Annotated in this window: 14 protein-coding genes; 13 read left to right on the top strand and 1 reads right to left on the bottom strand. The window is 66.8% G+C overall.

All coding sequences use genetic code 11. The features are described 5' to 3' along the window. The first annotated feature begins 1 nt into the window (after position 1). From LQK81_RS24960 to LQK81_RS24920, 9 genes are read left to right on the top strand one after another with little or no spacing between them, the layout of a single operon-like run. Complete coding sequence (locus LQK81_RS24960; protein ID WP_230809124.1) at positions 2-1,375, top strand: MmgE/PrpD family protein; 1,374 nt, start codon at positions 2-4, stop codon at positions 1,373-1,375. Beyond that, positions 1,372-2,127: an SDR family NAD(P)-dependent oxidoreductase gene (locus tag LQK81_RS24955; protein WP_230809123.1), complete on the top strand. Its 756-nt coding sequence runs from the start codon at positions 1,372-1,374 to the stop codon at positions 2,125-2,127. Before LQK81_RS24960 ends, LQK81_RS24955 begins: the two co-directional genes overlap by 4 nt. After that, positions 2,124-3,161, top strand: coding sequence for an AbrB family transcriptional regulator (locus tag LQK81_RS24950; protein ID WP_230809122.1), 1,038 nt, complete (start codon positions 2,124-2,126; stop codon positions 3,159-3,161). Before LQK81_RS24955 ends, LQK81_RS24950 begins: the two co-directional genes overlap by 4 nt. 3 nt (positions 3,162-3,164) lie before the next feature. Then, positions 3,165-4,334 (top strand): mandelate racemase/muconate lactonizing enzyme family protein, encoded by a 1,170-nt coding sequence (locus LQK81_RS24945; protein WP_230809121.1) that lies wholly within the window; start codon positions 3,165-3,167, stop codon positions 4,332-4,334. Positions 4,335-4,357: 23 nt separating this feature from the next. After that, positions 4,358-5,536, top strand: a complete 1,179-nt coding sequence (locus LQK81_RS24940) for an acyl-CoA dehydrogenase family protein (protein WP_230809120.1) — start codon at positions 4,358-4,360, stop codon at positions 5,534-5,536. An 11-nt stretch (positions 5,537-5,547) separates the two neighbouring features. Next, positions 5,548-6,669, top strand: coding sequence for a CaiB/BaiF CoA transferase family protein (locus LQK81_RS24935; protein ID WP_230809119.1), 1,122 nt, complete (start codon positions 5,548-5,550; stop codon positions 6,667-6,669). Positions 6,670-6,711: 42 nt separating this feature from the next. After that, positions 6,712-8,187: an MmgE/PrpD family protein gene (locus tag LQK81_RS26395; RefSeq protein WP_230809118.1), complete on the top strand. Its 1,476-nt coding sequence runs from the start codon at positions 6,712-6,714 to the stop codon at positions 8,185-8,187. Positions 8,188-8,217: 30 nt separating this feature from the next. Continuing rightward, a complete protein-coding gene (locus LQK81_RS24925) occupies positions 8,218-9,075 on the top strand; it encodes an FAS1-like dehydratase domain-containing protein (RefSeq protein WP_230809117.1) in 858 nt (285 codons plus the stop codon). Further along, positions 9,068-9,904, top strand: a complete 837-nt coding sequence (locus tag LQK81_RS24920; protein ID WP_230809116.1) for an HpcH/HpaI aldolase/citrate lyase family protein — start codon at positions 9,068-9,070, stop codon at positions 9,902-9,904. The genes LQK81_RS24925 and LQK81_RS24920 overlap by 8 nt, the downstream gene beginning before the upstream one ends. Before the next feature lie 6 nt (positions 9,905-9,910). On the opposite strand, the gene LQK81_RS24915 is transcribed toward LQK81_RS24920, so the two are convergent. Further along, positions 9,911-10,813, bottom strand: a complete 903-nt coding sequence (locus LQK81_RS24915; protein ID WP_230809115.1) for a LysR family transcriptional regulator — start codon at positions 10,811-10,813, stop codon at positions 9,911-9,913. A 147-nt stretch (positions 10,814-10,960) separates the two neighbouring features. Here LQK81_RS24915 and LQK81_RS24910 point away from each other — a divergent pair, with 147 nt between their 5' ends. Genes LQK81_RS24910 through LQK81_RS24895 form a run of 4 tightly spaced genes read left to right on the top strand, consistent with a single transcriptional unit; the run spans position 10,961 to position 14,878 of the window. Further along, entirely contained in the window at positions 10,961-12,058 is a 1,098-nt protein-coding gene (locus tag LQK81_RS24910; protein WP_230809114.1) for a mandelate racemase/muconate lactonizing enzyme family protein, read from the top strand. A gap of 37 nt (positions 12,059-12,095) precedes the next feature. After that, on the top strand, positions 12,096-13,070 hold the full coding sequence (locus LQK81_RS24905) for a TRAP transporter substrate-binding protein (RefSeq protein ID WP_230809113.1): 975 nt from the start codon (positions 12,096-12,098) through the stop codon (positions 13,068-13,070). After that, the gene (locus LQK81_RS24900) at positions 13,067-13,585 is read left to right on the top strand and encodes a TRAP transporter small permease (RefSeq protein ID WP_230809112.1); all 519 of its coding nucleotides are present in this window, start codon (positions 13,067-13,069) and stop codon (positions 13,583-13,585) included. The genes LQK81_RS24905 and LQK81_RS24900 overlap by 4 nt, the downstream gene beginning before the upstream one ends. Before the next feature lie 9 nt (positions 13,586-13,594). Continuing rightward, positions 13,595-14,878, top strand: coding sequence for a TRAP transporter large permease (locus LQK81_RS24895; protein WP_230809111.1), 1,284 nt, complete (start codon positions 13,595-13,597; stop codon positions 14,876-14,878). Positions 14,879-15,082: the final 204 nt, after the last annotated feature.

The raw sequence follows: 15,082 nt of genomic DNA, 5'->3' as shown, positions 1-15,082 counted from the left end.
CATGACGAAAGACGCGAACACACTTTCCGTTTCCGAACGCCTCGCCGCCTGGGGCGCGACGCTCGGGCCGGGCGACCTGCCGGCGGCGACGCTGGCCAAGAGCCGCGACATCCTGGTCGACATCGTCGGCCTCTGCATCTCTGCGCGGGGAACAGACTATGTCGCGGCCGCGAAGGCTGCCGCCGAACCGGGCGACCATATCATCGTCGGTCACGCGGAACGCGTCTCCGCCTCCAGTGCCGCGCTTGTCAACGGCACGGCGGCGCATGGTGAGGATTTCGACGACACGTTCGAGGGCGGGCCAGTGCATTCCGGCGTGGTGATCGTGCCGGCGCTTCTTGCCGCCGCGCAGAAGTATCAACTGACCAACGACCGGGTCATGCTTGGCATCGCTATCGGAACCGAGGTGCTCTGCCGGCTGGCGCTGACGTTGCCGAAGGCCGTGCACAAGGCGGGCTTTCACCCGACCGCCGTGCTCGGCGCCTTTGCCGCCACCTTCGGTATCGCGGTCGCCCGCGGCGCGCCGGAAAAGGTCATCGTCGATGCGCTCGGCATCGCCGGATCGATGGCGTCGGGCATCATCGAATATCTCGGCGACGGTAGCTGGACAAAGCGCATGCATCCCGGCTGGTCGGCGCAATCGGCGCTGAGGGCCGTCGCCATGGCGGAGGCGGGCTTCGTCGGGCCGCGCCTGGTCTTCGAGGGAACGCACGGCGCCTTCAAGACCTTCGCCCCGTCGATCGAGCCGAAGACCGAACGGCTGTTCGACGGCCTCGGCAAGACCTTCGTGATGGATGGCATCACCTTCAAGCCCTATCCCTGCGGCACGATGGTGCAGCCCTATATCGACGTCGCCATGAAGCTGCGCGCGCGAAACGTACCGCTGGACGGTATTAGGCGCATCGTCTGCAAGACGGCGGAAGGTATCGTGCACCGCCTCTGGGAGCCGATCGAGCTCAAGCGCCAGCCGCCGACCGCCTATGCCGCCAAGTTCTCGACGCCCTTCGGCGTGGCGCTCGGCCTCGTGCGCGGCCATGCCGAGCTCGGCGATTTCACCGAGGAGGCGATCCGCGATCCGGATCTGCTGCGTCTCTGCGAGGTCGTCGATTTCGAGATCGACCCGGACAATCCCTATCCCGCCGCCTTCACCGGCCATGTGCGCGTCGAGTACGAGGACGGCCGCGTCGAGGAGGCGGAGCAGGGCCACATGCGCGGCGGCGTCGAGGAGCCGCTGACGCGGGACGAGATCGATGCGAAGTTCCGCGCCAACGTCGCCTTTGGCGGACATGGGAACGCGAGCGCGCTGCTCGCGGCCTGCGATGCCATTGCGTCGATGAAGGGCGGACACGAGATGATTTCGGAGCTTGCGAAATGACGATCAGCGATCTCCAGGGCCGCGCCGCCCTCGTCACCGGCGCCTCGCGCAACATCGGGCGGGCCATCGCCGTCGCGCTGGCCGGGCGTGGCGCCGACATCGTCGTGCACGTGGCGAACGACACGACAGCCGGCGGCGAGACCGTAGCGGCCGTCGAGGCGCTCGGGCGGCGGGCGGTTCTGGTCAGTGGCGATCTCTCGGACCCGGATGTGGCAGTACGGGTCGTGCGGGAAGCGGCAGGCGCCTTCGGCAGGCTCGACGTCGTCGTCAACAATGCCGCAATCCGCCCGGAAGGCGCCTTTGCCGAGATCACCTATGCCGATTGGCGAAAGGTGATGGGCGTCGCGCTCGATGCCGTCTTTCTCGTCTCGCAGGCCGCCCTTCCGCATCTGGAACAAAGCGACCAGGCGGCGATCGTCAATCTCGGCGGCCTGACAGGCCATACCGGAGCAGCGCACCGGGCGCATGTCATCACCGCAAAGGCCGGTGTGGTAGGCCTGACCAAGGCGATGGCGCACGAGCTTTCGCCAAAGGGCATCACCGTAAACTGCGTCGCGCCGGGCCTGATCGATACGGTGCGCATCGGCAATGACGGCGCGGCACCCAGGCACCACGGCAACCGCAAGAATCTCGTCGGCCGGCACGGTCGGCCGGAGGAGGTGGCGGAAGCCGTCGCCTATCTCGCAGGCACGGGCGGGCGCTACGTCACCGGCGAGACGCTGCATGTCAACGGCGGTGCCTACCTGTCATGACCCTCGGACCCAACCTCACGCTGGCCGGCGGCATCGCCACCTCGGCCGTGGCAGGTTGGCTCCTGTCGCTGACGGGCGTTCCGCTCGCCTGGATCCTCGGCGCGATGGCCGGCAGCGCCGTCTATGCCAATACGGTCGGGCTCGGCGGCAAGACGAAATATGCGCGCCGTCTCGGCCAGCTCCTGATCGGCGGCGCGACGGCTGCGATCCTGACTCCCGGCATTCTCGGCGAGCTCTGGTCCTTCCTGCCGGCGATGATCGCCGCCGCCTTCGTCGCCAATGCGCTCGGCGTCGCGCTCGCATTTCCGCTGCAGAAGATAGCCGGCGTGGACCGCAAGACGGCGCTGCTCTCGACGCTGCCGGCCGGCATGTCGGAAATGGCGTCGCTCGCGCGCGAAACCGGCGCGCAGGCGGATGTGGTCATGGTCGTGCACACGCTGCGCGTGGTGATGATCGTCGTGCTGGTGCCCTTTCTCTTCGGTGTCGACCGCAGCGCCGTTGTGGCCGCCGCCGCTCCGGAGGCGAGCGTGCTGGCGCTCGCCGCCTGCGTCGCCGGTGGTCTGTTGCTTTCGGTGGTGACGTCGCGGCTCGGTGTGCTGAACCCCTGGGTCATCATGCCGATGGCGGTCGGCATCGCGCTGGTGTCGATGAACGTCTCCATCGCGACCATGCCCTGGTGGCTGATCGTCGGGGCGCAGGTGCTGATCGGCTTCTCGCTCGGCGCGCGGCTGAAGAAGGAGGATTTCGAGCGCGTGCCGCGTGCCGCGCTCGCAGCCGTCATCTGCAGCGGCGGGCTGATCCTCATCATGGTCTTCGGCTTCGTGCCGGTGCTCCGCCTCTTCGTCGATGTCGCGCCGGTCTCGCTGGCGCTCGGCGTCGCGCCCGGCGGCCTTGGCGAGATGATCGCCTCGGCCAAGGCGCTCGGTGCCGCCGCCGCCATCGTCGCGGGGTTCCAGTTTACGCGTTCCTTCCTCACCAACATCATCGCGCCGCCGCTGCTCGTGCGTTTGGCGGCCAGTCCGAAAGGCAAGTGACCCATGAAGATCGTCGACATTCGCGAGGCCGTGGTTTCGATCTCCTCGCCCATCCGCAACGCCTTCATCGACTTCTCGAAGATGACGGCGAGCGTCGTGGCGGTCGTGACCGATCAGGTGAAGGACGGCAAGCCGGTCATCGGCTACGGCTTCAACTCGAACGGGCGCTATGCGGCAAGCGGGCTGCTCAATGAACGCTTCCTGCCGCGGCTGCGCGAGGCGAAGCCGGAGAGACTTGTCAACGACGCCGGCGACAATCTCGATCCGCACAGGATCTGGGCGGCGATGATGGTCAACGAAAAGCCGGGGGGGCATGGCGAGCGTTCGGTCGCCGTCGGCGTCGTCGACATGGCGGTCTGGGATGCCGTCGCCAAGATCGCCGGCGTGCCGCTCTACAAGCACCTGGCCGACACCTATGGCGACGGCAGCCACGACACCTCCGTCTTCGTCTATGCCGCCGGCGGCTACTACTATCCGGGCAAGGACGACAGCCAGCTCCAGGATGAGATGCGCCGCTATCGCGCCATGGGCTACGAGGTCGTCAAGATGAAGATCGGCGGCGCGCCGCTCGACGAGGACATCCGCCGGATCGAGGCGGTGCTGGAAGTGGTGGGCGAGGGCAAGTACCTCGCCGTCGACGCCAACGGCCGCTTCGACCTCGAAACGGCGCTTGCCTATGCTGAGGCGATGAAGCCCTACGATCTCTTCTGGTACGAGGAGGCCGGCGATCCGCTCGACTACCATATCCAGGCGGAACTGGCGAAGGTCTATCCGGGGCCGATGGCGACGGGAGAAAACCTGTTCTCGCATCAGGACGCCCGCAACCTCGCGCGCTACGGCGGCATGCGGCCGGACCGCGACTGGCTTCAGTTCGACTGTGCGCTCTCCTACGGGCTGGTCGAATACCTGCGTACGCTGAAGGCGATCGGTAAGGAGGGCTTTTCCAGCCGCAACTGCATTCCCCACGGCGGACACCAGCTGTCGCTCAACATCGCCGCCGGCCTGAAGCTCGGCGGCAACGAATCCTATCCGGAGGTCTTCAAGCCCTTCTGCGGCTTTGCCGACGGCAACCGCATCGAGAACGGCCGCGTCGGCCTGCCGGACGCAACCGGCATCGGTTTCGAGCAGAACTCGGCGCTGATCAAGGCGATGCGCGAAGCGACGAACACCTGAGCGGCGGCGAGAGGATAGAGCCGATGAACGTGGAGCAGCCAGCCATGGTCGATGCCGATACGATCCGCGAGATCCGCCAGTCGGTGGCCGCCCTTTGTGCCGGCTTTCCGGGCGAATACTGGCGCGCGCTCGACCGGGAAAAGGCCTATCCGACCGCCTTCGTCAACGCGATGACCGAGGGCGGCTTCCTCGGCGTGCTGGTGCCGGAGGCGTATGGCGGCAGCGGGCAGGGCATCACGGTCGCCGCCAACATCCTGGAAGAGGTCCACGCGCAGGGATGCAATGCGGGGGCCCTCCATGCGCAGATGTACACGATGGGCACGCTGTTGCGCCACGGCAGCGAGGCGCAGAAGACGCTGTGGCTGCCGAGGATCGCGAGCGGCGAGACGCGGCTCCAGGCCTTCGGCGTCACGGAGCCGACGGCCGGAACCGACACGACGTCGATCCGCACCTTCGCGGAGAAACGCGGCGAGACCTACGTCATCAACGGCCAGAAGGTCTGGACCTCGCGGGCCGAGCATTCCGACCTGATGATCCTGCTCGCCCGCACGACGGCGAAGGACAAGGTGGCGAGGAAGCGCGACGGGCTCTCGGTCTTCCTCGTCGACATGAAGGCGGCGCTCGGCAACGGGCTCTCGATCAAGCCGATCCGCGCCATGCTGAACCATGCGACGACGGAGGTCTTCTTCGACAATCTGGACATCCCGGCCGACAGCCTGATCGGCGAGGAGGGCCAGGGTTTCGGCTATATCCTCGACGGCATGAATGCGGAGCGCATCCTGATCGCCGCCGAATGCATCGGCGATGCGGCCTGGTTCACGAAGACCGCCACCCGCTATGCCAACGAGCGCATCGTCTTCGGCCGGCCGATCGGCCAGAACCAGGGCGTGCAGTTCCCGATCGCCCGCGCCTATGCGGCGGCAGAGGCAGCGAAGCTGATGGTCTACCGCGCGGCGGAGCAATTCGACCGGGGCGAACCCTGCGGGCCGGAAGCGAACATGGCCAAGCTGCTCGCCTCCGAAGCCTCCTGGCAGGCGGCCGACACCTGCCTCCAGACCCATGGCGGCTTCGGTTTCGCCGAGGAATACGATGTCGAGCGCAAGTTCCGCGAAACGCGGCTCTACCAGGTGGCGCCGATCTCGACGAACCTCATCCTCGCCTACCTGTCCGAGCATGTGCTCGGCATGCCCCGTTCCTATTGAGGGTCGGGAGGATGCCCGGGCCGCTCGATGGATTGCTCGTGGTCTCGCTGGAACAGGCAGTGGCGGCCCCTTTCTGCACCTCGCGGCTGGCGGATGCCGGCGCGCGGGTCATCAAGGTCGAGCGGCCGGAAGGCGATTTCGCGCGCAACTATGATCGGCTGGCCAAGGGCCAGTCCTCCTATTTCGTCTGGCTGAACCGCGGCAAGCAGTCGATCGCGCTCGATCTGAAGCATGGTGAGGACCTCGCGGTGCTAAAGGCAATGCTCCTGAAGGCGGATGTCTTCGTGGAAAATCTCGCGCCCGGCGCCGTTGCGCGCCTCGGGCTCGGCGTGGACGTGCTGGCAGGGCTCAATCCGCGGCTCATCCAGTGCCATATTTCCGGCTACGGCGACCATGGCCCCTATCGTGACCGCAAGGCCTACGACCTGTTGATCCAGGCGGAAAGCGGGTTGGCTTCCGTCACCGGTACGCCGGAGGAAGCCGCGCGTGTCGGCATCTCGGTCTGCGACATCGGCACCGGCATGTATGCCCATGCGGCGATCCTCGAAGCACTGATCGAGCGGGGCTCGACCGCCCGCGGCGCCGTCATCGACGTCGCCATGTTCGATGCCATGGCCGACTGGATGGCGGTGCCGCTGCTCCAGGCCGAGGGGGCAGGGAGGAACCCGCCGCGCATGGGGCTTCGCCATCCGTCGATCGCCCCCTATGGCGTCTTTTCCTGCGCCGACGGCCGCGGCGTGCTGATCTCTATCCAGAACGAGCGCGAATGGCAATCCTTCTGCGGCGGTGTGATGGGCAATATGGGGCTCGCCACCGATCCGCGCTTCTGCGACGCCTTCCGCCGGATCGAGAACCGGGCCGTGATGGACGGGCTGATCGCTGCGGTGTTCGCCACGGAGCCGCACGAAACGATGATCGAGCGCCTCGACAAGGCGGGCATTGCCTATGCCATGGTCAATACGCCGCTCGACCTGGCCGGGCATCCGCATCTGAGACGGATCGATGTTGCGACGGATGGTGGCGCGGTCGCCGTGCCCGCGCCGCCGGCGCTGAGGCGGGGCAGCGTACCGGCCTTCGGCGCGGTGCCCGCCGTCGATGCCGACGGCGCGGCGATCCGCCGGGAATTCGGCTGAGCCGATGAGATATGCGCAGACCAGCGCGATGGGAGGAATACCGTGAACCAGCACCCAAAGACGTCCGCCGCGAGCGATGATCCGCACGCCCATCTTTCCGGCCTCACGAAGGCGGCCGCAAGCTTCGTCGCCGACCTCGACTATACCGACCTCGACGGCGAGACGCTCCGGCTCGCGCGTCGCTGCGTACTCGACGGTCTCGCCGTAGCCCTCGCCGGCACCGAGCAGCCTGGCATGAAGCCGCTCGGGGCCTATGTCGCCAGCCTTGCAGGCACGCCGCAGGCCCGGCTGATTGGCCGGGCGGCAAGCCGGGTGCCCGCCCATCTCGCAGCACTATGGGGCGGCACGGCTGGCCATGCGATGGACTGGGACGACACGCAGCTTGCCGAAGGTCCGGGCCGCCCTTACGGCCTGCTGATGCACCCGACCATGCCGCCGCTGATCGCGGCGCTAACCATGTCGGACCTCGTGGCCGCCGAGACGGGGCGCCCGGTTGACGGCAAGCGGCTCCTGACGGCCTTCTCGGCGCGTTTCGAGGTTGGCTGCAAGGTGGCGGAAGCAATCAATCCGGACCATTACATGCGCGGCTTCCACACCTCCGGCACCATCGGCACCTTTGCGGCTGCGGCCGCTGCGGCCAAGATGCTCGGCCTCGACGCGGCGGGCGTTGCGCAGGCGCTCGGCCTTGCCGCCTCGATGGCGTCGGGCATCCGCGCCGGCTTCGGCACGATGACCAAGCCGATGCATGTCGGCCGGGCGGCGGAAAACGGCGTCACGGCGGCGCTGCTCGCCCGTCACGGCCTCTCCGCCAATCCGGAATCGCTCGACGGGCGCTGGGGGTATCTGGCGATCGCCGGTCCCGGCGGCGAGCCGGCGCTGGTGCGCGACCGTTTCGGCAAGCCGCACACGATGGCAAGCCCCGGCGTCTCGATCAAACCCTATCCGTCGGGCGTGCTGACCCATCCGAGCATGGATGCGATGCTCTTCCTGATGCGCGAGAACGGGCTTGCCGCCGACGACATCCAGTCCGTCACGTTGAAGGCCGGCAGCAACGTGCTCGGCCCCATCCGCTTCCGCATCGCGACGACGGAGCTCGAGGGAAAATTCTCCTTCGCCTTCCTGCTGACGGCGATCATCCTCGCCGGCCGAGCGGGCAAGGCGGAATTCACCGACGAATTTGTCTCCTCAAAGGCGTCGCAGGACATGCAGCGGCGGATCGAGACCGCGTTCGACCAGTCGATCGAGGACATGGGCTGGGACCGCATCCGCTCGAAGATCGAGGTGACGACGAAGGACGGCCGCCATTTCGAGCGCTGGGCCGACGAGAACTATCGCGGCAGCCCGCACAACCCGCTGTCAGACGCGGAGCTCGAAGGAAAATTCCGCGATTGCGCCGAGGGCCTGATCGATGCGGATCGCATGCAGCAGGTCTTCGATTTCGTCTGGTCGCTGGACGAGGCCGGCGATGTCGGGCGGATTTTCGAGCTGCTGGAATGGCAGGGCGGCGCAGCGGGGTAGCGTCTCCGCCAGTCAATGAAAGGAAGAGCGATGTCCTCGGACAGCACCCCGGACGGCAGGGACACCATCGGCCGGACGGACCGCCGGCACGCGGTGATCGCGGCAGACCGTGTCGCGGCGCTGGCCGCGACACTCGACCTTGACGGCGTGCCGGGCGGCGGTGCGGCGCTGCCACCGGCCTGGCACTGGATGTTCTTCAATCCCGCCGCGCGGCGCAGCGAACTGGGGCCGGACGGCCATCCGAAGCGCGGCGGCTTCCTGCCGGACCTCGGCCTGCCGCGCCGCATGTGGGCGGGCGGGCGGCTGACCTATCATACGCCGCTGCCGGTCGGGACGAAGGCAAGCCGCGAAAGCGAAATCCTGGACGTCGTCTCCAAGCCGGGCCGCTCGGGGCGTCTCGCCTTCGTGACGGTCCGCCACCGCATCTCCTCGGGGGCGACGCTCTGCATCGAGGAGGAACAGGATCTCGTCTTCCGCGAAGCCGCCCTTCCGGGCGCGCCGGGCGCGACGCCGGTTTTTGCTCCCGGTGACGCGCGGTGGTCGGAGCCCTTCACGCCGGACCCGGTGCTCCTCTTCCGCTACTCGGCGCTGACGGAAAACGGGCATCGCATCCACTACGACCAGCCCTATGCCCGCACGGTGGAGGGCTATCGCGATCTCGTCGTGCATGGCCCGTTGATCGCCACGTTGCTGCACGGTCTTGCCGCCCGTTGCGGGACCGGTGCCTCGCTCCGAGGTTTCACCTTCCGGGCAACCGCACCGCTCTTCGTCGATCGCCCGTTCCGTCTGGAAGCGACACCATCGGATAGCGACGGCGTCCTGTCGCTCCGGGCGCGCGGGCCGGAGGGAGAGCTCGCCATGCGGGCGGAGGCGCGGTTCGATGACTGAGGCGGGCAACCCGGACCGTTCCGGACGGCGGCAGCCGGCGAGCTATCTCTTCGTACCGGGCAATCGCCCCGACCGCGTCGCAAAGGCCGCGGCATCCGGTGCCGACAGCATCATCATCGATCTGGAGGATGCTGTCGGGCCGGACGACAAGGAGGCGGCTCGGGCGGCTGCGGCGGACTGGTTCCGGCAGGGCGGGGGCGGGGTTCTGCGCATCAACGGTGCCGATACGCCGTGGTTCACCCCGGACCTTGCGGCACTCGCGGCCTATCCGGCAGCGGTCGTCATGGTCCCCAAGGCCAGCGTGGCCGCGTTGAACGACGTCTCCCGACGACTGCCGGGCCGTCCCCTGATCGCGCTTGTCGAAAGCGTCGAGGGGCTCATGCAACTCCACGATCTCGCGGCCGCGCCCGGCCTCTGCCGCATCGCCTTCGGCAATCTCGATTTCGGGCTCGATGCGCGCATCCCCGGCACCGGTGCAAGCCTCGATCCAGTGCGGCTTCAGATCGCCATCGCATCCCGCCATGCCGGCCTGCCGCCGCCCGTCGACGGCGTCACGGTGGACCTTGAAGACATGGGCGCGCTCGCCGCTGATGTGGCGCGTGCCCGCGATCTCGGCTTCACGGCAAAGCTCTGCCTGCATCCGCGGCAGGTGGCGGCGGTGAACTGCGGCTTCGCGCCGACCGAAGCGGAGATCGACCGGGCGCGCCGCATCGTCGCCGCCGTCCGCGCGGCGAAAGGCGGCGTCGTGCAACTCGACGGCAGGATGATCGATCGCCCGGTCGTCGAACGCGCGCGGGCCGTTCTCGATGCGGCAGGAGAGGGGCCGTAAGGGCCGTCAGCCGCCCTTGAGGTAGTCCATCTCGGACAGCACCTGCCGCACGGTGTTGACGAAAGCACGCACATTGGCGTCGCTCGTGTCGGTCGGGTAACTGGCGAAGATCGGTGTATCGGCAATCGGCGGGCTGCTGCGGAGCACCCGCACGCGTCCCTCCTTCGCACCTTGCTCCGCCATCTTGCTCGGATAGATGCCGATCGCCACGCCCGTGTCGACAAGATGGGCGAGCATGGCGACGCTGTTGCAGATGTCGAGACGGCGCGGCGTCAGGCCGGCGCTGGCGAACCAGCCGCGCACCTGCCGATAGTTGATGCTGCCCGACGGGTTGGAGATGACCGGCAGGCTGACGAGGCCGTGCGGAGTGACGACCTGCGGGAGGTCGAAGCTCGTGGCGGCGATCCACGCGGTTTCCTGCGCGCCGAGCGGCACAAGCGTGAAATCCTCATGCTCGGCCGGGTTGACGAGGAAGGCGAGGTCGAGCTTGCGGGCATGAAGGTCCGGCTCGACGAAAGCCGTCGTCGATACCATGACCTCCGGTGTCAGTTCGGGATAGAGCGCATGGACGCGTTTCAGGATCGGCGACAGGCAGATCATCGCGAAACCCTCCGCGAAGCCGACGCGGATCGTGCCGCCGACGCCGGTGCCCGGCCTGTGGCCCGCGATGCGCTCCACCCCGTCGAGCACGCCCTTCACGTCCTCGATCAACGCATGCCCGGCGAGCGTCGGCCGGATGCCGCGTCCGACGCGCTCGAAGAGCGGCGTGCCGATCTCGCTCTCCAGCGCCTTCAGCCTGAGCGAGATCGTCGGCTGGGAGAGGTTCAGGCGCCGTGCCGCCGCATCGACGGATCGCAGCGTCGCCGTCCAGAACAAGGCTTCGAGCTGGGCGATCGTGATCCGATTCATTTGCTTACCTAATCTTTCATTCGGAAAACTTCTAATTTGTCGCAGGAAAACTAAATCGCTATCCCGGTGACTGCAAGCAGGGGAGCCGTCAGATTGCAGTCGAGTGAGCGTATCGTCCGGGTGGAAGCCTTTGGGCTTCGGTGTGCCATGCCGAGAGTCGCGGGCAATGCGCTGCGAACCTTCCGCGAGCGCGCGTCGCTGCTGGTCAAGGTCACGACCGCCGGCGGAATATCCGGCTGGGGCGAAACCTGGGCCTATCCGGCGGCCGCCAGCGAACTGATCCGGACGATGCTCGCGCCGAAGCTCTTCGGCATGGACATCACCAATCCGCGCGCCGCACAGGCCAGGCTGCTGGAGGCCGCGGTGCCCGACAGGCGCGGCCAGGTTCACATGGCCGTCAGCGCGCTCGACATCGCGCTCTGGGACGGATACGGCCGGACCGTCGGCAAGCCGATCCATGAATTGCTCGGAGGCGCGCTGCGTTCCTCCATCAAGGCCTATGCCAGCGGCCCGCTGCTCCCGGCCGGCGATGATCGCTACGACGGGTTCGACGCGGCGATCGGGCTTTATGCCGAACTGGGGTTCAGCGCGGTCAAGATCCGGATCGGCATCGATGAAGCGTCGGACCTTTCGGCGATCCGGCGGGCGCGCACGATCCTCGGCGAGGATGCGATGCTGATGGCGGACCTCAATGAGGCATCCACCGTGCGCGACGCCGTCTCGCTCGCCTATCAGGCGGCCGATGCGAAGCTCGCCTGGCTCGAGGAGCCGGTGCGCCACGACGATCTGGACGCCTACCGGCGTCTTGCGCAGATGCTGCCGCTGCCGCTGGCGGGCGGCGAATCCTTCTGCGGCGTGCAGGCCTTTGCGCCTTTCATTGCAGCCGGCACGCTCGACATCGTCCAGCCGGATCTCGCCATCTGCGGCGGTCTCACCGAGGGCATCAGGGTGGCCGGGCTCGCCGACGCCTTCGACGTGCCCGTCGCCCCGCATGTCTGGGGCTCGGCGATCAATTTCCTTGCCTCGCTGCAGTATGCCGCGACGCTGTTGCCGGGCAGGGGGCGCATCGGCGCGCCTGTCTTCGAATACGATATGAGTTTCAACCCGCTGCGCGAGCGGCTCTACGATCCCCGGCCGGATGGAAAGGGCGAGATCGCCGTTCCCGACGGGGCGGGTCTCGGCATTGCGATCGACATCGAGCGCCTTGCGGATTACGTGACGGACCATTGGGTCCTCGAAGCCTGAGCCTGCCGGCTCGGAAATTGAAGTGGAGGAGAGAACCATGAAGAAAGCACTTGTCGCAGCCGGCATCCTGCTGGCGAGCCTGCCGGGCCTTGCCTGGGCGCAGGCCGAAACCACGCTCAATCTGGGCTTCGTCGGCGGCGCGCAGGCACCGGAGGCGATCGCGATGGGCCAGTTCGCCGAAGAGGTGAAGGAAAAGACCGGCGGCCGCATCGAGATCCGCCTGCAGGGCGGTGGCGCGCTCGGCGGCGACCGCGAGGTGATCGAGGGCGTGCAGCTCGGCACCGTCGACATGACCGTCGTCAGCACCTCGATCGTCGTCAATTTCGATCCGTCCTTCGCGATCTTCGACATCCCCTTCCTGTTCCGGGATTTCGATCATGCGCAGGCCGTGCTGAACGGTCCGATCGGCCAGCAGATCCTGGACGAGCTGCCGAAGAAGGGGCTGGTCGGCCTCGCCTTCGGCGGCATGGGCTTCCGCCAGCTCACCAACAATGTGCGCCCCGTGAAGACGGCGGCGGATTCGGAAGGGCTGAAGATCCGCACGCAGCAGAACGACATGCACATCGCCGTATGGCGTGAACTCGGCGTCCTGCCGACGCCGATGGCGATCCCGGAAGTCTACACCGCCCTCCAGCAGGGCGTCGTCGACGGGCAGGAAAACCCGGTCGGCGCCATCATCAACAACCGCTTCGGCGAGGTGCAGAAATATCTCAGCATGACCGACCATGCCTTCACGCCGCTCGTGCTGCTCGTTTCGCCGTCGGTCTTTGACGGCCTGAGCGACGAGGACAAGGCCGTGTTCAAGGAGGCCGCGAGGAACGCCATGGCGCGCAATCGGAAGGAAGTCGAGACGGTGCTGACCTCCGGCCTCGATACGCTGAAGTCGCAGGGCATGACCGTCGTCACCGACGTCGACAAGGCCTCGTTCCGCGGCAAGCTCGACGGGCTCTATGCCGAGTTCGCCAAGACCTTCGGCCAGGAACGGCTCGACGCGATCGCCGCCACGAAATGATTGCCGGTTCGACCTTTCGTGAGGCCTTCCTTCTCGTGGAAGACCTCGTCACCCGGATGGCCGTCTGGTTTGGAACGGCGGGGCTGGCGCTTGCCTGCCTCGTCGGCTTCTATCAGGTGCTCGCCCGCTTCGTCCTGCATGCGCCGGCTTCCTGGTCGGAGCCGCTGATCCAGACGACGCTGATCTGGATGGCCTATGTGGCGCTTGCGGGCGCCATGCGCACCGGCACGCTGATCTCGGTCGACCTGCTGATGAAGATCAGCACCGGACGCTTGCGGGTGCTGGTGCGGTTTGTTTCCACCGTGTCGATCCTCGCGCTGCTCGCCATCCTCTTCTGGTTCGGTTGCGTGCTGGTGCAGCGCGTCCAGTTCCAGACGATCGCCGGTCTCGGCATCTCTGCCTCTTATGCCTATGCGGCGCTGCCTGTCGGCGCGGTGCTCTCGGCGCTCGCCCTTGTCGCCCACCTCGTCGATCCCGCCCAAACCGGCGATCACCGCACCGAAAACGCGGGTTAGGACACGATCATGCTGTTTTCGATGATTGCCGTCATGGTCGTCCTGATGGGGCTAGCAGTCCCCGTCGCTGTCGCCATCGGGCTTGCGGGCGTGGTCGGTACCGCCGGCTTTTCCAACCTGCCGCTGCTGGTTATCCCGCAGCAGGCCTTCATCGCGCTCGACAAATTTCCGCTGGCCGCCATTCCGTTTTTCATCGTTGCGGGCAACCTGATGGCTGCCGGCGGCATCTCGAAGCGTCTGGTCGACCTCGTTGAAAGCCTCGTCGGCGATACGCGCGGTGGCCTGCCGGTCACCTGCATAATCGTCTGCATGATCTTCGCCGCTGTTTCCGGTTCCTCGGTCGCGACCACCTATGCCATCGGCGCGATCCTCATCCCGGCGATGGTCAGGCAGAACTATCCGGTCGGATTTGCCGCCTCGCTGCAGGCAACCGCCGCCGAACTCGGCGTCATCATCCCGCCGTCGATCCCCATGATCCTCTATGGCGTATCGGCAGGCGCGCCGGTCGGCGACCTCTTCATCGCCGGACTCGGTCCGGGCCTGCTCATCGCGGTTGCGCTCGGCATCTTCGTCATCGTCTGGTCGCGCTTCCGGCACCAGCCGCCCGAGGCGGCCGAAAGCGAGCGCAAGGCTTTCCTGCCCAGCCTCCGCCGGTCCGTCTTCGCGCTCGCCATGCCGGTGATCATTCTCGGCGGCATCTATGGCGGCGTCTTCACGCCGACGGAGGCCTCCGTCATCGCCGTCTTCTACGCGCTTGTGGTCAGCATGGCGGTCTATCGCGAACTGACTTTCGCGGGCCTTCTGTCCGTCCTTCGCCGCTCGACGCTGTCGTCGGCGATCATCATGTTCATCATCTCGATGGCCGGGCTTTTCTCCTTCGTGCTGACACGGGCCGGCACCCCTGCGGCAATCAGCGAGTGGCTCGTGGCGACCTTCGACAGCCCGATCATGTTCCTGCTCGCGGTCAACCTGATCCTGTTCCTGATCGGCATGTTCGTAGAGACGTCTGCCTCGATCGTCGTCATCGCGCCGATCCTTGCGCCTGTCGCCATGCGCTACGGCATCGACCCGGTGCATTTCGGCATGATCATGATCACCAACCTCGCGATGGGCATGATCACGCCGCCTTTCGGGGTCAATCTCTTTGCTGCCTGCGCGGTCGCCAACATCTCGTTGCACCGGATGATCCCCTATCTGGTGCCGCTCGTCGGGGTGATCGTCCTGTGCCTGGCGCTGATCACCTATATCCCGGGCGTCAGCCTGGCGTCGCTTTACCTGTTCGGCGCGCGGTGATGTCGGGCGTGAAAGGCCCGCGCCGCCACACCGGAAAATGCGCGCTGATCCGGGGTAAGCAAACGAGTTCCATAATAGAACTTATGTGATCTTCTTGTGTAGCCGCAAAGTTAGAATGTCCTGTTTCTGCAAAGTTGGAATGTCACACTCCCCGGGTCTGAATGACGTCTGGGAGATTGCGGATGGGATTGATTGCGATGAGTG

The organism is Rhizobium sp. GN54 (genome assembly GCF_021026345.1).
Taxonomy (GTDB): Bacteria; Pseudomonadota; Alphaproteobacteria; order Rhizobiales; family Rhizobiaceae; genus Mycoplana.
This window is presented reverse-complemented; position numbering and strand designations above follow the sequence as displayed.